Annotated in this window: 14 protein-coding genes; 6 read left to right on the forward strand and 8 right to left on the reverse strand. The window is 49.4% G+C overall.

Translation table 11 applies throughout. The features are described from left to right. Positions 1-106 precede the first annotated feature (106 nt). The 4 genes from IE094_RS07295 to ccmI are packed head-to-tail and all read left to right on the forward strand — an operon-like array spanning position 107 to position 4,263. A complete protein-coding gene (locus tag IE094_RS07295) occupies positions 107-2,098 on the forward strand; it encodes a heme lyase CcmF/NrfE family subunit (RefSeq protein WP_189639923.1) in 1,992 nt (663 codons plus the stop codon). A 4-nt stretch (positions 2,099-2,102) separates the two neighbouring features. Next, entirely contained in the window at positions 2,103-2,660 is a 558-nt protein-coding gene (locus IE094_RS07300) for a DsbE family thiol:disulfide interchange protein (protein ID WP_189639924.1), read from the forward strand. After that, positions 2,660-3,130, forward strand: a complete 471-nt coding sequence (locus IE094_RS07305; protein ID WP_189639925.1) for a cytochrome c-type biogenesis protein — start codon at positions 2,660-2,662, stop codon at positions 3,128-3,130. Before IE094_RS07300 ends, IE094_RS07305 begins: the two co-directional genes overlap by 1 nt. Further along, positions 3,127-4,263 (forward strand): c-type cytochrome biogenesis protein CcmI, encoded by a 1,137-nt coding sequence (ccmI, locus tag IE094_RS07310; RefSeq protein ID WP_189639926.1) that lies wholly within the window; start codon positions 3,127-3,129, stop codon positions 4,261-4,263. Before IE094_RS07305 ends, ccmI begins: the two co-directional genes overlap by 4 nt. On the opposite strand, the gene IE094_RS07315 is transcribed toward ccmI, so the two are convergent. After that, positions 4,260-6,314 carry a protein-disulfide reductase DsbD family protein gene (locus tag IE094_RS07315; protein WP_229802141.1) on the reverse strand — a complete coding sequence of 685 codons (2,055 nt, stop codon included), beginning with the start codon at positions 6,312-6,314 and terminating at the stop codon, positions 4,260-4,262. The two genes, ccmI and IE094_RS07315, sit on opposite strands and share 4 nt — an antisense overlap. Before the next feature lie 173 nt (positions 6,315-6,487). On the opposite strand from IE094_RS07315, the gene IE094_RS07320 reads away from it, so the two are divergent. Then, the gene (locus tag IE094_RS07320; RefSeq protein ID WP_229802143.1) at positions 6,488-7,213 is read left to right on the forward strand and encodes a DsbA family protein; all 726 of its coding nucleotides are present in this window, start codon (positions 6,488-6,490) and stop codon (positions 7,211-7,213) included. Here IE094_RS07320 and IE094_RS07325 read toward each other — a convergent pair whose 3' ends face one another. Genes IE094_RS07325 through bcoG form a run of 5 tightly spaced genes read right to left on the reverse strand, consistent with a single transcriptional unit; the run spans position 7,214 to position 13,544 of the window. Further along, the gene (locus IE094_RS07325) at positions 7,214-7,999 is read right to left on the reverse strand and encodes a carnitinyl-CoA dehydratase (RefSeq protein WP_189639928.1); all 786 of its coding nucleotides are present in this window, start codon (positions 7,997-7,999) and stop codon (positions 7,214-7,216) included. Further along, complete coding sequence (locus IE094_RS07330; protein ID WP_308429207.1) at positions 7,992-10,040, reverse strand: acetate--CoA ligase family protein; 2,049 nt, start codon at positions 10,038-10,040, stop codon at positions 7,992-7,994. The genes IE094_RS07325 and IE094_RS07330 overlap by 8 nt, the downstream gene beginning before the upstream one ends. Next, on the reverse strand, positions 10,037-11,197 hold the full coding sequence (locus tag IE094_RS07335) for an acyl-CoA dehydrogenase family protein (protein WP_189639929.1): 1,161 nt from the start codon (positions 11,195-11,197) through the stop codon (positions 10,037-10,039). Before IE094_RS07335 ends, IE094_RS07330 begins: the two co-directional genes overlap by 4 nt. A 5-nt stretch (positions 11,198-11,202) precedes the next feature. Then, positions 11,203-12,639, reverse strand: a complete 1,437-nt coding sequence (locus IE094_RS07340; RefSeq protein ID WP_189639930.1) for a carnitine 3-dehydrogenase — start codon at positions 12,637-12,639, stop codon at positions 11,203-11,205. Beyond that, on the reverse strand, positions 12,636-13,544 hold the full coding sequence (gene bcoG / locus IE094_RS07345) for a 3-dehydrocarnitine:acetyl-CoA trimethylamine transferase BcoG (RefSeq protein ID WP_189639931.1): 909 nt from the start codon (positions 13,542-13,544) through the stop codon (positions 12,636-12,638). Before bcoG ends, IE094_RS07340 begins: the two co-directional genes overlap by 4 nt. Positions 13,545-13,622: 78 nt before the next feature. Here bcoG and IE094_RS07350 point away from each other — a divergent pair, with 78 nt between their 5' ends. After that, positions 13,623-14,564, forward strand: coding sequence for a GlxA family transcriptional regulator (locus IE094_RS07350; protein ID WP_189639932.1), 942 nt, complete (start codon positions 13,623-13,625; stop codon positions 14,562-14,564). A 2-nt stretch (positions 14,565-14,566) separates the two neighbouring features. Here IE094_RS07350 and IE094_RS07355 read toward each other — a convergent pair whose 3' ends face one another. Beyond that, the gene (locus IE094_RS07355) at positions 14,567-14,785 is read right to left on the reverse strand and encodes a DUF6500 family protein (RefSeq protein ID WP_189639933.1); all 219 of its coding nucleotides are present in this window, start codon (positions 14,783-14,785) and stop codon (positions 14,567-14,569) included. Further along, positions 14,785-17,619: a [protein-PII] uridylyltransferase family protein gene (locus IE094_RS07360; protein WP_189639934.1), complete on the reverse strand. Its 2,835-nt coding sequence runs from the start codon at positions 17,617-17,619 to the stop codon at positions 14,785-14,787. Before IE094_RS07360 ends, IE094_RS07355 begins: the two co-directional genes overlap by 1 nt. Positions 17,620-17,758 lie beyond the last annotated feature (139 nt).

Consider the following 17,758-nt stretch of genomic DNA (forward strand, 5'->3'; position numbering starts at 1 on the left):
AAACAAAGAAGCGCAGAATTGACGTTTAGGCATTATGCCACATAAGCGTTACTTGACCCCATTGGGTGAAAAAGGGGAAAAGAACGCTGAAATTGGAGCAAACCCTATGATCCCTGAATTTGGACATCTGGCATTAACCTTGGCCTTGGCGATTGCATGTGTGCAAAGCGTTCTGCCTATGTTGGGCGCTGGACGGCGCAATGTACAATGGATGCAAACCGCCCGCACGACGGCGATATTACAAGCTGCGCTTATCGCGATTGCTTTTGGTGCTTTGATGCGATCATTCATGGTCAGCGATTTTTCAGTGTTGAACGTGGTGGAAAATTCACATTCGCTGAAACCAATGTTGTTCAAAATGGCCGGAACATGGGGGAGCCACGAAGGTTCGTTATTGCTCTGGGTGTTTATCTTGGCGATTTTTGGCGCGGCGGTGGCGGTGTTTGGCGGCAATATTCCCCTGACGTTAAAGGCACGTACATTATCGGTTCAGGCGTGGATTACGGTTGGTTTTCTATCGTTCCTGTTGTTCACATCTAACCCGTTTTTGCGCGTATTCCCCGTGCCATTGGATGGCAATGATTTGAACCCGTTGTTGCAGGATGTTGGGTTGGCGATCCATCCACCATTATTATATATCGGGTATGTCGGGTTTTCGATTGTGTTTTCATTTGCGGTGGCCGCATTGATCGAAGGCCGTGTCGATCCTGCATGGGCACGTTGGGTACGCCCATGGACATTGGCCGCATGGGTGAGTTTGACTGCGGGTATTACACTTGGATCTTGGTGGGCTTATTACGAGCTGGGCTGGGGCGGCTGGTGGTTTTGGGACCCCGTTGAAAATGTTTCCTTTATGCCTTGGTTGTTGGGAACGGCATTGTTGCATTCCGCAATCGTGACAGAAAAACGCGATACGTTCAAAAGCTGGACGATATTATTGGCGATTTTGACGTTTTCATTGTCCCTGCTTGGTACGTTTATTGTGCGCTCTGGCTTGTTAACATCTGTTCATGCTTTTGCTGTTGATCCCGAACGTGGGGTTTATATCCTCGCACTGTTGGGAGTTTCGATTGGTGGGTCGCTGACCTTGTTTGCGGCGCGTGCGGGCGCGATGGAGCCAGGTGGGATTTTTGGCACGATCAGCCGCGAAACCGGATTGATGATCAACAACCTGTTGTTGGCAACGGCCACCGCTACGGTGTTGTTTGGCACATTGTATCCGCTGTTTTTAGAGGCGGTTGCAGATGAAAAAATATCTGTTGGGCCGCCGTTTTTTAACGCAAGTTTTATCCCCATCATGCTGCCATTGGTGATCGTGATGGGTGTGGGGCCATTTTTGCCATGGAAACGCGCCGATTTGCCCGGTGTTTTAACGCGGCTAAAATGGGTGGCGGCCATTTCCATATTGGCGATGATCGCTGTTTGGTATTGGGCAACCAAGGGTCCTGCATTGGGCGTATTGTCCATTGGTGCGGCCACATGGTTGTTGCTTGCAACCCTATTGGAATGGGGTAAGCGGGTGAAATTATTCCAAGAACCACTTGCAACATCATTGCGCCGTGCGCGCAATCTACCCCGCGCAAGCCACGGTATGACACTGGCACATGCTGGCCTTGCGGTTTGTATTCTTGGGTTCGTGGGATCAAGTGCGTGGAAAGAAGAAGTCGTCACATTTGTTGAAACAGGAACGGATGTAAAAATCGCAGGGTTTGATGTGCAATTCCAAGGTGTAGAGCGCGAAATGGGGCCGAATTACATTGCCCAAGTCGGCACGCTTGTCGTGGCAAAGAATGGCAAGTTTGTCACCACATTGCACCCAGAGCGGCGCACATATCCGGTGGCGCAGTCAACCACGACGGAATCGGCCATTCGCCAAACCATTGCGGGCGATCTCTATGCATCGATTGTGGAGCCAAGCGCAGAATCTGCACGTGGAAAATGGACGTTACGGATTATTTATGAACCCTTGGTGAATTTCATCTGGTTTGGCGCGGCCTTGATCGTGTTGGGCGGTGTGTTTTCGCTCAGCGATCGTCGATTGCGCGTGGGCGTTCCAAAGAAAAAAATATCACGGGCGGTTCCCGCCCCAGCGGAGTAGTACCATGAAAAGAATTTTGATGACTTTGCCCATGGTGGTGGTGCTGATTTTGGGTGGGTTTTTATACTGGGGTTTGAACGCGGATCGCAATCCAAATGAAATTCCGTCGCCACTATTGGGTAAGGTTGTGCCTGAATTTGCGCTGGATAGCATTGATGGCGTTGGCGTTGATGGGTTTGGTTCCGCAGAATTATCGACGGGCGGTATAAAGTTGGTAAATGTTTTTGCATCGTGGTGTGTGCCATGCCGTGCAGAACATGGCGTTTTGATCAAACTGGCCGCGCGAGAAGATGTTGATCTGTACGGTATCAATTACAAGGATCAACCAATTGATGCGCAAAGATGGCTGGCCGAAATGGGGAATCCATACACAGGTGTTGGTTCCGATTTCACCGGACGCGTTGGAATCGAATGGGGTGTTTCGGGTGTGCCAGAAACATTCATCGTCAGCCCCGATGGCGTGATCATGTACCATTTTCGCGGCCCATTGGTTGGTGATACGGCGCTGCGCGATTTTGGCGAAGGTTTGCGCCGTGCGCGTGAACAGATCGGGCAATCTTGATGCTAAAATACTTTGTTCTGGTTTTCACAATTCTGTTTGTTTCGCCCAGTTTTGCAGTGGAGCCAGATGAAATTTTGGATGATCCAGTATTGGAAACACGTGCGCGCGACATATCCGTAAATGTGCGCTGTGTGGTGTGTCAGAATGAACCGATTGATACATCAAATGCGGGCGTTGCGCGTGATCTACGTCTGTTAATTCGCGAACGCTTGGTTGCGGGCGATAGCAATGATCAGGTCTATGAATTTTTGGTGGCGCGATATGGTGATTATGTATTGTTCAAACCACCGTGGCGGCCAAGCACCTATTTGTTGTGGCTAGCGCCATTTTTGATTTTGGGCGGTGGCATTATCGGCATGGTTTATACGTTATCGCGCAAACCTCAAAAACCGCGTGATGGATTAAGTGCCGATGAACAGGCCACATTGGACAATTTAATCGGATCCAACAGCGAAAAGGATGCGTCATGATTTGGGGTGCCGCGATTATATTGGCGTTAATTTGTTTTGGTATTCTGATGAAACCCGTGTTGCGTCCAACTATGGCTGCGCAGTTGGAACATAACGAAACGGCGCTTGAAATTTACAAGGATCAGTTGGCGGAAATCGATCGGGATTTGGTGCGTGGTTTGATCGGTGACACCGATGCCGCCGCCGCGCGATTGGAAATTCAGCGCCGCATTTTGGCGATGGGGAAAGGGCGAAAATCAATTGCATCGACGTCCAAATCAAATGGGTTGCTCCTGGCGATTGCTGCTGTATTTGTGCCCATTGCTGGCATGGGAATTTACGCTATCACGGGCTCCCCAGATGCACGATCTGTTCCATACGCAACGCGCGGTGAAGAGGTGGCGCAGGCACGCGAAATCACCGATTTGGCAACGCGATTGCGTGAAAAACTGACAGCACATGCGGATGGCGGCCCATCGGAAGGGTGGATATTGTTGGGGCAAACTTATATGGGCATGGCGCGCTACAATGATGCCGCAGAAGCATTTGGCGTTGTTGCCGCGCGCGAAGATGCGGATTCTGTTGTGTTTTCACGCTATGGCGAGGCATTGATTGCCGCAGAAAACGGGTCGATCACACCGCTTGCAGAAACGCAACTAGATCGATCTTTAGCGATGGATCCGCGCAATCCTGCCCCCAGTTACTACAAGGCATTGGCGCATCAACAGCGTGGCGATTTAGACAGTGCATATCAAGTTTTGTCAGATCGGTTGGCCCAAGCTGAAAATTGGCAGCCTTGGATGGAAAGTTTTGCCATGCTTGCCAATGATATCCGTGGTCAGATTGATCGCCCAGCATTGGTGTTGCCAGATCGCCCCGCTGGCCCAAGTGCGGCGGATATGCAAGCGGCTCAAGATATGGATGCAGACGATCGAGCTGCGTTTATTCAATCCATGGTAACAGGGCTGGCCGAACGGTTGGCACAGAATCCAGACGATCTGGATGGGTGGTTGCGGTTGGCGCGAGCATATGACGTGTTGGGAGAGGCTGACAAAGCCAAACAGGCCTATCAATCTGCGAAACCGTTGGTTGATAACCTTGCCGATGATGATCCACGCAAGGGAATCGTGGAAAACGCGTTATCGCTGAATTAACGCGCGGCGCGTTTCAATGCATCCAGCACATGTTGCGTGGTCAACACCTCTGGCAGTGGAATGCCATTGGGTGCATTTGGCCCGTAAACGATGTTGAACGGGATGCCGTAGCGTTGATTTGTGCTCAGAAAAGCCGCAATCGCATCATCAGGTTTTGTCCAATCGGCAACCATTGCCACCATGTCTGGCTTGGCCAAAGTGTTGGCGATGTCGTCGCGTTCAATCACAAGTGTTTTGTTTGCCTTACAGGTCAGGCACCAATCGGCGGTGACATCGACGAATACGGTTTTGCCTTGGGATACTAGTGTTGGAATTTGGTTGCGGTTAAATGTTTGCCACGGGATGTTTGATGCAATGGCATTCGCATCGGTGCTGGATTTTGCAAGCGCGATGGGTGACACCATCGCCAAGCCGATCATCGCCAATGCAGAGAGTTTTCGCAAACCTTGTGATATCTTTGTTTGCGCCAAAATCACGATGGCAACAATTGCCAACGACACTGTGACAAGCACAACATTTACCCCCGCAATTTTGAAAAGCACTGTCGCCAACCAAATGGCAGTAATTGCTAGCAACCCACCCAGAACAAATTTCAGTTTGTTCATCCAAGCACCAGGTTTTGGTAAATAACAAATCAAGGTCGGACGCAGCGCAAGCGCAATATACGGAAGTGCCAACCCAACCCCCAATGCGGTAAACGTCGCAACCGTTTCAAAACTGTTCCCAGACAAGGCAAAGGCCACCGCAGTACCCAAAAACGGGGCAGAACAAGGTGTCGCCAATAATGCGGCAAAGGCACCCGTCAGATAATCACCAACAAGCCCATCATTGCATTCGGACTCTGCCAGTGCGCTGTTGATTGATTGGGGTAATGTAAATTCATATATTCCAATCATATTGGCCGCAAATAACAGTAGCATCGAAATCACAAAGGTTAGAAAATATGGGCTTTGGAATTGAATGCCCCAGCCAACTGAATGGCCCATCGATTTGGCAATGATTAACGTCGCCGCCAAAAGCCACATAAAAGATAAAACGCCCAAGGTCGACATCCAGAAGCCCTGTTTAATGCGTTTTAACGAATGGTTTCGAGCCTTGATCGCGCTGGTAATCTTGATCGACAAAACAGGTAAAACACATGGCATGATGTTTAGGATGACACCCCCCACCAGCGCGATGAAAACAATCCACCATATGCCAGCGCGATTGTTTGAATCTGTGGTGAATGGTGCATCGGATAATTCGCGCGTAACCGCGTCAAAACTTGCAGAGTTTTTTCCGTTCACAATGGTCAGGCGTAAATCATGGGAGGCAGCGTCATTTTGTAAAATGGGAAATTTTGCCCATAAAACCGCTCCGTTATTTTCGGTGATGATTTGAGGTTTTCCAAATCGTGTTTGGCCGTATTCAGGAAACACATCAGCTGCAACGAATTGGTCGTTGGTTTCAAATTTGGCGATCAATGTGTGATCGGTCTTGTTAATTTCGGCACCTAATAATTTTATCGCGCTGCTGTTGTTTAACGGTGGAATTAACGCGTTTGAATTAGCAATGCGGCGCGCCGAAAGACCATCGATACCAACGCCATTTGCGATTTCGAGGTTCAATTCAAACGTTTCGGGAATGCAGATGTCCGAACAAACGAGCAAATTTACCTTTGCATCCAAAGTAGCGGGTTTTCCAGTATCTGTTAGAAGAATGTGTAATGGGAAAGTAACGCTCTTTTTATATCCAAAATTTTCGATGCCAAAGGCACTAAATCGTGTCGGAGCAGGCCATTGAAAGTCAACATTGGCAAGGTTCGCGGAACCCGACCAGTCGATCTCCGGAGGAAGTCCAACTTCGCCTGGGGAACGCCAGTAAGTTTTCCAGTCATCTTTTAATGTGATATGTAACGCCGCGGATACGGTCGTTTGATCGGGGGCGACACCATTATGGGCGCTAATCAGTTTAGCACTTAATGAGTGGGAAAAATAACCTTTGGATTCTAACGCAGAAACCTGTGTTCCGATCAGAAGCACAGTCAACAGCGCGACAATGCGCGTAAGCATAGATTTAATTTCCCCAAATTTCATAATTCTTCTTTGGTTTGATCTTTCGCTCAGGTCAATCAACATCTGTTTCACATTCACGCGAAGAATGTGTCAAATCGCATCAAGTTTACTTGATGTATCTGTGCAAGCATGATTGAACATAACCAAGTTTTACCAAAAAGGTGCCTGTTATGAAACGTTCTCTGTTCGCCACGCTAGCCGCTGTTGGCATGTTGTCAATGACACCTGTAACGGCACAGGATTTTAGCGAAGAAGATATTAAACGCCTTGCGATCGAGGCAATATTAGAAAATCCACAAATCGTTATGGATGCGGTGCAAATCCTGCGTGAACGTGACGAGGCGCAAAAGGTAGCAGACACCGCGCAAGCATTGGCCGAAAACAAAGACACCATTCTGGATGTGTCCAACGCGGTTGTGCTGGGTAATCCAGATGGGGACGTTACCATCGTGGAGTTTTTCGACTATAACTGTGGTTATTGTAAACGCGCGGCGCCAGCTGTTCATGATTTGATTGAATCAGACAGCAATATTCGTGTGATTTACCGCGAATGGCCAATTTTAAGCGAAGGTTCGGTTGCCGCGGCCAAGGTTTCATTGGCTGCACGTAACCAAGGGAAATACGAAGAATTGCATTGGGCTTTGATGGATCTACAACAGGTGGACGAAGCGACGGCATTGAATGTTGCTCAGGGGCTTGGCATGGATATTGCGCAACTCAAAACAGATATGGAATCTGATGAGGTTGCTGAACATATTGCGACATCGCGCAATATTACATCTGCGCTTGGTCTGACAGGGACACCGTCATTCATTGTGGGTGACACCGTTGTCCCCGGTTTCGTTCCCAAAGAAAGCCTTGAAGAATTGGTCGCAAAAGTCCGCGCAGAAATGTAATTACGTGCCCTTCCAAACGGGGTCACGTTTTTCTGCAAATGCGCGTGCGCCTTCCAATTGATCGTCAGAGTTGTACAGAACATCCACGGTTTCAAATTGGCTTTGGGTGATTTTGTTCATCGCATCTTGGAATTTCATATTTTCTGCTTCGCGAACGATCTCTTTGATTGCTGCGTTCACAAGCGGTGGTCCCGATGCGATTAACGCCGCCATTTCGCGGGCCTTTGTCATCAATTGATCGGCTGGATGAATGTGGTTAATCATCCCCCAACGCGCGGCCTCGGCGCTGTCTAACCAGCGGCCAGTGAACAACATTTCCATGGCGATGTGATAGGGGATGCGTTTTGGCAATTTGATTGATGCCGCATCGGCCACGGTGCCGCTACGAATTTCGGGCAGGGCGAACGATGCGTGTTCAGCGGCGATGATGATATCGGCGGACAGCGCCAGTTCCAATCCACCGCCACAGCAAATGCCATTGATTGCGGCGATCACAGGTTTGTTTAAGCCGCGCAATTCTTGCAAACCACCAAAACCACCAACCCCGTAGTCACCATCAACCGCATCGCCATCCGCTGCGGCCTTTAGATCCCAACCAGGGCAGAAGAATTTTTCACCAGCACCAGTGATGATCGCTACGCGCAACTCTGGATTATCGCGAAAATCGCGAAATATTTCGCCCATGATACGACTAGTCGCCAGATCAATCGCGTTTGCCTTCGGGCGATCAAGTGTAACTTCCAGAACCGCGCCATTGCGCTTGGTTTTGATTGGCGTATCAGTCATCTTTTTCTCCTAAAATGATTAAGGCATCGGCGGCGATTGCACGGGTTGGTGTACAGATTAACGGGTTTATCTCAATCTCTGTTACGCGCCCTGCGTTGGCAATAACATAGTTTTGCAAAGATAACGCAGCATCAATGATGGCCTGTTGGTTCGCCGCAGGTTTTCCGCGATACCCTGACAGTACCTTGTTAATTTTCAACTGTGAAATGGCTGCGGCAATGTCTTGGCTGCGTGTCGGAAGTGTGATCGTGGCGCTGTCGGTTAACAATTCTGACAACACTCCACCCGCCGCGATCGTCATACAATATCCATGCGCAGGATCAAGTGTGACGCCGATTAGTAATTCAGCGATGCTATCGATGATCATTTCTTCGATCAGAAAATCGTCACAAAGCATGGATTTTGCTGCTGTTTCTACTGCGGATCCATCGGTGAGGTTTAACACCACCGCACCCGCTTCGGTTTTGTGCGCAACCCCTTGCCCTTTGAGCGCAACAGGAAAACCAATGTTTTGTGCCATGGCGGCCAGCGCATTGATATGTGCCGATGATGTTGATTTTGGCACTGACACGCCAAAATCATTGAGCAGTTGTTTGGATAAATTTTCCGCTAGTGTCTGTGTCTTTGTGGGGGCTTTACCCGCCAAAACGGGTTGACCGTTTCCCTCCAACTGGCCAAGTTTCGACACCGCTGAGATGGCGGCGAGTGCATCATCAATACCAAGCAGGGGAATGATTTTGTTGTCTATTAGGATGCGGGCCAAATCCTCTGGCATATTTTCGGGAAGTGTCGCGAGAATGGCCATAGGAACATTGGTCTGATCGCGTGCATCAATCACGCATCGCATCCCATCGATCCATGCCGATTGATCGCAAATATCCGCGCGCGGAACATCCAACACCAAAAGCCCAAGGCCGATATGTGGTTCCAACATTGCCCGAAAGGTTGCGGTCATTTCGGATGCATTGCCCCAGATATATGTGTGGTAATCCAACGGATTTGACAGCGCCACCATTGGGCCAAGGGCGTTCGATAGGTTCGTTTTTTGTGTTTCGTTCAACGATGGAAAAGTCACGTCATACGCCAATGCGCAATCGGCCACCAAACTTGCTTCGCCACCAGAGCAGGACATGGAAACAATTGAATTGGATGCAAGCGATCCAACACAATGCAGAATTTTCAATGCTTCCAACATTTGTGGTAAGCTATCGACCTGCGCAATTCCCAGCCGCGTAAACAGAGCACGGGCGCTCGCATCGCTCCCAGCCAAGGATGCAGTGTGCGAAATGGTTGCCGATTGTGCACGTTCCGATTTGCCGACCTTGAGTGCCACGATGGCTTTCCCAAGTGCCTTTGCCGTCGCCGCCAATTGTTGGAATTCGGGCAGATCAATAATGCCTTCGATATGAAGTCCGAGTGCAGTGACACGCGGGTCTGACAATAGGTGTTCGCCGATTGTGGACAGGCTGATCTGTGCTTGATTACCCGCAGTTACGACATAGGCAATCGGCACGCCGCGTCGTTGCATCGTAAGGTTTATCGCAATGTTGGATGATTGGGTGATGATCGCAACCCCACTGTCAACGGGTTGCCCGCCATGTTGATCGGGCCAAAGCGCGACGCGATCAAGATAGTTTATGTATCCATAACAATTGGGGCCGATGATTGGCATATCACCAGCGCTGTCCAAAAGGGAGGATTGCAGGTCTGCGCTGGTTTCATCCTCTGCAAATGCTTCCGAAAATCCGCTGGCAAAACAGATTGCGCCACCAGCACCGATTTCGCGCAATTGTGAAACCACATCAATTGTGGCGTATCTGTTTACGCCGATGAAACAAGCGTCGGGTGGTGTTGGCAGATCGTGAACAGATGCAACGCAATCGAACCCATGGATAGTTGATTTGGTCGGATGGACGGGATGAATTGATCCATGAAATCCAATTTTCAACGCTTGTTGAATTATGCTTTCACACCAAGAACCACCGCCAATCACCGCGATTGATTTGGCGCGAAGAAGTCTGGTCAGGTCGCGTGTCATCATGCACCCAATGGGCGCAATAAATCGCGGCTGATAATATGGCGCTGAATTTCTGATGTTCCATCCCAAATGCGTTCCACACGCGCGTCACGCCAAAACCGTTCAATGGGGAAATCGTCCATTAATCCCATGCCGCCAAAAATTTGCAATGTGGTATCGGTGACGCGTGCCAGCATTTCAGTGGCATATAATTTGGCGCTCGCGATTTCTCGGTTGGCGGGCAATCCTTGATCCAGCCGCCATGCAGCAGCGAGCGTGAGCCAATCGGCGGCATCAATTTCGGTAATCATATCGGCGATCTGAAAACCCACGCCCTGAAATTTACCAATAGGTTGGCCAAACTGTTTACGTTCGGCGGCGTAGTTCAACGCATAGTCAAAACAGCGCCGCGCACGACCAACGGACATGGCTGCGACCGTCAGGCGGGTGGCGTAAAGCCATTCATTCATTACCGCAAAACCACCGTCAACTTCGCCCAAAACCTGTTCCTTGGGCAAACGACAATCATCAAATGAAAGAATGCAGTTTTTATAGCCTTTATGGGATACTGAATTATATCCATCGCGCACATCAAATCCGTGAGTGCCGCGATCAACCAAAAACGTCGTGATGCGCTTTTTGGGGCCGCGCGGGGTTTCATCAACACCTGTGGCAACAAATACGATAAAGAAATCCGCGTGCTCTGCCCCGCTGATGAAATGTTTGGATCCGTTTAAAACCCAGTCATCACCATCGCGCACAGCACTGCAATTCATGCCCCGCACATCAGAACCCGCATCTGGTTCTGTCATCGCCAAGGCATCCATGCGATCCCCACGCACGGCTGGCAAAAGATAGCGTTCAATCTGTTCCCCCTGACAAGCCATCAGGATATTTTGAGGACGTCCGAAAAAATGATTGAGCGCCATCGAACCGCGCCCCAATTCGCGTTCCACAAGCGCAAAATCCATATGGGTTAGCCCTGCGCCACCAACGGATTCTGGGAAATTACATGCGTAAAAGCCAAGCTCTTTGGTTTTGTTTTTGATATTTTGGGCGATTTCGGTTGGAACTTCACCGCTGCGCTCTACCAATTGTTCATGCGGATAGATTTCGTTTTCAACAAAACTTCGCACCGTATCAACAATCATTTCTTGTTCTTGTGTCAGGCCAAATTGCATCACGACTATCCTCTGGTTTGCTTGGGATCGGGCAGGGCTGCATGCGCCGCTGCCATGGTTGCGAGATTTTCTGCAAGTTCGGGTTGTGGTTCACAAGCGCGGCGTGTTTCAAGGCTGACATGGATTAACAATTGTTCACCTGTGGCCAACAATGTTCCATCCGCCGCCAACATACGATGGTGCAACCGTAGCTTTTTACCCTTGGCTTCTAATAGCTGTGATTGCACAGAAATGGTGTCACCCGCATGGGTTTCCTTGATAAATTGGATATGAATATCAACGGTGAAAAAGCTGTGACCATTGGCGACATAGGTTTCATCCGCCCCGACCGCGCTCATCATCACATCGGCAGCATCCGAAAAGACTTGGCCATAACGGCTTTCGTTCATGTGACCATTGTAATCGGTCCAATCCACGGGAATGATCCGATTGGCAGATACGACAGGTGTTGCCTGTGTCGCGTCAATGGTTGGGCGAAACGATTTTTCGTGGGTGTTGATCAATGCACCCGCGGCTGAATCCTGACCTTTCAGCGCACGCATCATGGCGACTAGGTTATCATCGCGTAACCGTTCCAATTCACGAATGGATTTTCCGTCCGCTTGGTCATCGGATTGCGCACCAATCGTGTCGACCAATTCATCGGTTAGTTCAGGCACGTCCATCAGTTTGGTCCAAGGCCATTTTAGGCAGGGTCCAAACTGTGCGATGAAATGTTTCATGCCGGCCTCGCCACCCGCGATACGATAGGTTTCGAACAAACCCATCTGCGCCCAACGCAGCCCAAACCCATACCGGATCGCATTGTCGATTTCTTCGGTTGTTGCGATCCCGTCATTGATGAGCCATAGGCCTTCGCGCCAAACTGCCTCTAGAAAACGATCGGCGATATGTGCGTCGATTTCTTTGCGAACATGTAGTGGGAATAGACCAAGTGAGGTAAGAATCGTTTTTGCACGATCTACGATTTCGGTTGGGTTTTGCGCACTTGGTACCAACTCGATGAGGGGCAACAAATACACTGGGTTGAACGGGTGGGTTACAACCAGTTGCGCGGCGCAATCCATGCCGTCTTGTAATTCAGACGGCTTGAATCCTGATGTGGATGAACCAATGATCGCGGCGGAAACGACCGACTTTGCAATTTCTTGATAAACCGCGTGTTTCATGTCCAACCGTTCTGGCACGGATTCTTGCACCCAAGATGCACCCGTGACAGCGTCGCCAATTGTATCGCAAAATGTAATGTTGCCTTCGGTTGGCAAAGCGGTGTCGTACAACATCGGAAACGCGCGGCGCGCATTTGCAAGTACCGCATCAATTTTGCGCGCGGCCTCTGGATCAGGGTCGAACACGCGGACATCCCAGCCATTCAATACGAACCGCGCCAGCCAGCCGCCGCCAATAACACCACCACCAATAATTGCTGCTGTTTTGGTCATTTTGGTGCTCGTTTTGTTAGGTTTAGTTTTTCACGAACCTCTGCGGGGCCGATGATTTCTGCACCCATATTTTCGATGATGATGCGTGCACGCATGACCAAAGCCTCGTTCGTGGCAAGTTCGCCTTTGCCAAGCCAAAGGTTGTCTTCTAATCCTACACGCACATTGCCACCCGCCAAAACGGACGCGGCAACGAATGGCATTTCATTGCGGCCAATTGAAAATGCCGACCAGTTCCAATCAGATGGCACATTATTTACCATCGCCATAAAGGTATTCAAGTCATCGGGCGCGCCCCATGGGATACCCATGCAGAGTTGCACCAACGCAGGAGATTTCAAAACCCCGCGTTCAACCAAGTTTTTAGCAAGCCACAAATGCCCAGTATCGAATGCCTCAATCTCTGGCTTTACGCCCAACTCTTCCATCATTGTTCCCATGGCCTCTAACATGCCAGGGGTGTTGGTCATCACATAATCGGCCTCTGCAAAATTCATCGTGCCACAATCAAGCGTACAAATTTCGGGCAAACATTCGGCGATGTGCGCCACGCGCTCTTCTGCGCTTGCCATGTCGGTCCCTATACCAAGTGGCAGAGGCGCGCTTGGTGATCCAAAAACCATGTCACCCCCCATGCCCGCGGTCAGGTTCAATACCATATCAACATTCGCTTCGCGCACGCGATCCGTGACCTCGCGGTAAAGTTTGGGATCACGTGATGGTACGCCCGTTTCGGGATCACGCACATGGCAATGCACAATCGCAGCACCCGCGTTCGCGGCGGCGATACAGCTGTCTGCGATTTGTTTTGGGCTTCGTGGTACATGTGGGCTTCGGTCTTGTGAAGATCCAGAACCTGTGACTGCACAGGTGATAAAGACACGTTTGTTTATTTCAAGTGGCATGCTGATTTCCTTGGAACTTTGGTTGATTAAACGTGATATGACTTGCGTTTAAATGGCGTGCTGAAATAGACATAAATCATGCGATTTTGGACAAAGCCCTTACAGGATCAGATTACGGTTGATATCCTGCTGTTTGATCAATTTTCCAACCATTGTTTGGCAAATTGTTTGGAACCATTGCGTGCGGCAAACGATCTGGCGGGGCAGCGCATTTATCAATGGCGGTTTTTCACATTGGACGGTGCGCCGGTGCAATCATCAAGCGGATTGCCCGTGTTGCCCGAACATGCGTTGGGGGCGGCGCAAAACGGCGAATATTTGTATGTGATCAGCAGTTATCATTTCCGCAAATTTGACACGGTGGCAACCAAGCGTGCGTTGCAAGGAGCGGCGAAACGATCCAAAAACATAATGGGTTTGGATACGGGGTCGTGGTTGATGGCATCGGCGGGATTGCTGGATGGATGCGCTGCGACAATTCACTGGGATATCTTTGACAGCTTTAGTGAAACATTTTTGAACGTGAATGCCAAAAAAGAACGTTTCATTTTGGATGACAACCGTGGCACATGCGGCGGTGCGATGGCCGCGTTTGATATGGCGCTTGCTTTGATTTCAAAATTGAATGGTGAGGCGTTGAAATTGGATGTGGCAACGTTATTCATGCATGATACGCCCAGTGAATTTGGGCGTTCATTGGTCATTCACCGCGCAATTGTGCGCAACGCGGTGCATATCATGCGTGAACATTTGGAAACGCCGATCACCATCGCACAAATTGCGCATGCGTTGGGCTGTCATGAAAAACATTTGCAACGTGAATTTGTCGCTGACCTTGGTGCGCCGCCTGGTAAAATATATCGCTATATTCGGTTGTCCGCTGCCCGTGATTTGGTGGTGTCAACACAGCTAGCAGTTTCAGAAATCGCGGTACGCGTTGGTTATGAAAATGCCAGCGCCATGGCGCGAGCATTTAAATCACGTTTTGGGCTTAGCCCAGAAAATTTTCGCAAAAAATAGGGCTATTTTCCTGATTGGATCAGAGTGCGAATTTTCAATACCTTTTCAAAGTGATCTAATTGATGGGTTTCAATCCACCAAGTTGCCGCTTCCATCAACAATTCTGGATCGTCGTTTTTGTTGGCAAAAAATGCATAAAATGACAGACCAACATTGTCGCCCTTTTGCGTGATTTTCTGATCGCAAATTCGAATTGCTTTTTCGCGCAAGGATTGGCGCATTACTTTGTTCCTTTGGGGGCGGCAATGCCAAAATGAGCATCGATAATTTTTCTTGCTTTGGTCATGCGCATTGTAATTTCTTTGCCCAGCAATTCAATTGATGTCGTGTCGGTTGCGGTTTGAAATAAAATTTCACCTGCAGTGCTTAGCTCGTCAGATTTGAAATCCTCTTTTAACAACAGACGTTTTAGATGCTCTACTTTGGTTAAAAATTGATGCGTGTCGATCAAATCATTCCCAGCGCTTTTTGTGAGTTGGCCTGTTTGAATCGCCCCTTGTAATTGACCCATCGGCGTGAGGGCATCAATCTTGCTTTGTAATACGCATGATTGCGCCAAAAGTTCAATTTCCAACAAACCACCCGGTGCTTTTTTCACAGGAAGCGTGGGGGCTTTACCATATGGTTCGGATCGCAACCGTTCGATCATTTCAACGACCTGAGTTTTAACCTTGGTGTGGTCTGTCTCTGATACCAGCACATCTTGGCGAACGGAATTTAGAATGCTGTCCAATCGATCATCGGCTGCCAAAACCCGAGATCGCGCAAGAGCGAGATGTTCCCAGACCCACGCTTTGTTTTTTTGATAATCCTCAAATGATGTAATGCTCGTGGCAACAGGGCCTGATCGCCCTGATGGGCGCAGGCGCATATCCACATCATAGAGTTTCCCGCTATGCATTGATGCCGATAGCGTGGAAATTAATGTGCGTGTGAATTTGGCGTAGTAGCTACGTGTATCAAGCGCGCGTTTGCCATCTGAATCGGCCAAGGGATCGCCAGAAAAGATAACAATGATATCCAGATCAGACGTACATGTCATTTCGCGAGATCCGAGTTTACCCATGGCAAGTACAGCAAATTCACTCCCTGCTATTTTACCATAGCGTCGTTCCATTTCGCGGCGCACCAATGCAACGCAATGTTCAACGCTGACTTCTGCAAGGTTGGAAAATGCGCGTTCTGCAGCGCTGATGTTCAGGGTCCCGCGCAGCTGTGCAACAATAATGCGAAAATGTTCTTCACGATGCCAACTGCGGATTTGGTTTAGAGATAATTCCAAATCGTCGGGATCGGTAACAATTGTTGAAAATATATTGCGATAGGTGTCGCGATCGCGTTTCGCGGGAGCAAGGGCGGCATCCTCCAGCCCATCCAGCACCTCTGTTTGTTGCGCCAGGCTGCGTGCCAATGGTTTTGACAGCGCACAAATATCCATGACCAACTTTAATAATTCGGGGCGCTTATCAAACAGAGATAACAACTGAACGCCTGAGTTGAGTTGGGACATAAACAAATCGAAATGTTCCAGATGTTCGCGGCTGTTGGGGGCATCGTCCGTCTCTTGCAAAATGATGGGGATGATACGATCAAAGATGTCTTTGGCGCGATCGGTTCGCAAGGCGCTGAATGACTGCCAACGATCAAACATCGCCTGTTGTTCGATGTTTGGCGTATGGCCTGTGTCCGTTTTGACATTGGCAACGCCAGTGACCTCTGTTGTGGCGCGGGTGGTTTCCAATGCGGCGAGCACATCCTTGGAAAACGTGGCCAAATCTGCATAACCCGACAGATTGGCAAGCTGTAACATGCCCTCGTCATTATTAGGAAGGTTATGCGTTTGTGCGTCGCGCATCATTTGTATGCGGTGTTCGATTTCACGGTGTTGACGATATGTCGTGGTAAGCTTTTCTGCGACGAGGCGATCAAGGCGCTCTTTGTCGACCAGCTGTTGTAATGCATCGACGGTGCAGGGCGATCTGACTCCATCATCGCGCCCACCATAGGTAAGTTGATGGGTTTGGGTGAAAAATTCGATTTCACGAATGCCACCGCGCCCCATTTTCATATCATGGCCCAACAGGGTGATCGGGCCATTCACCCCCTTGTGCAAACGTGCTTGGACCAAGATATTTTGCACATCCTCCATCGCGGCGAAATCAAGGTTTTTGCGCCAAATGAAATTTTGCAGACGTTTTAAAAACGCGTTGCCCGCATCAATATCACCCGCACAAGCGCGCGCCTTGATAAATGCGGAACGTTCCCATGTACGACCTTCTTTGACGTAATAAACTTCTACGCTGGACATTGCGGGGCACACGGGTGTGACGGATGGGTTTGGGCGCAGCCGCAGATCGGTGCGAAAAACATAGCCATCGCCGCGCCGTTCATTCAGCGTTTTGTAAACAGCCCGCGTGATTTTCACAAATTCTGCGCGAATTTCATGCACGTCGGCGGAGGGATATATTTTATCATCAAACATGAATATCAGATCGATGTCTGAGGAATAGTTTAATTCAAACGCGCCCATTTTTCCCATCGCCAACACCACCAGCCCGCCCAGTGGGTGCGCGCGTAATATATCATGTGGAAGCGCATCTTTGGCCAGCGCCTTGGCTATTTCTTCTTTGCACGCCGTATCTGTTGCGAAATCTGCAAATTCGGTCAATTTTTGTGTGATTGTTTCAAGCGGCCAAATTCCAGACAGATCACAAATCGCGAGCAACAACGCCACGCGTTTTTTGGCGAGGCGTAACCGAGTACCCAATTCAATGTCTGGATTTTTAAGTATGTCAGCTAAAATTGCATCAAACGTGGCGTTGGGATCAATTTCTGATACCAATACTAACCATTCATGTTGCGAATTAAGAAGATCACGCAAATACGGGCTGGAACCCGCGATTCCAGCAACCAAGTCTTGGGCCCGTTTTGGCAATTTGCCGTAAAGTTGCGCAGTTTCCTTCCCCAATTCGGGATCAAAAGCGATGGGCAGTTTTTGGATATCTTGGTTGAAAATCATAAGCGTATTTAGACATTGCGTAAATTGGATGGTCAAGCGCAGGATTATCCTAATTAATTGCGCCAAGACGTGTTGACTCTGTCTATTTTGCGCCTATAACCCGCCCATCGCTGTAAATGCAGTGACCATATTGGTGTTTGTGGCCCCAGCAATGGGATTAGCCTGTCGCCCGACG

This window comes from Paramylibacter ulvae, assembly GCF_014652655.1.
Classification (GTDB): domain Bacteria; phylum Pseudomonadota; class Alphaproteobacteria; order Rhodobacterales; family Rhodobacteraceae; genus Amylibacter; species Amylibacter ulvae.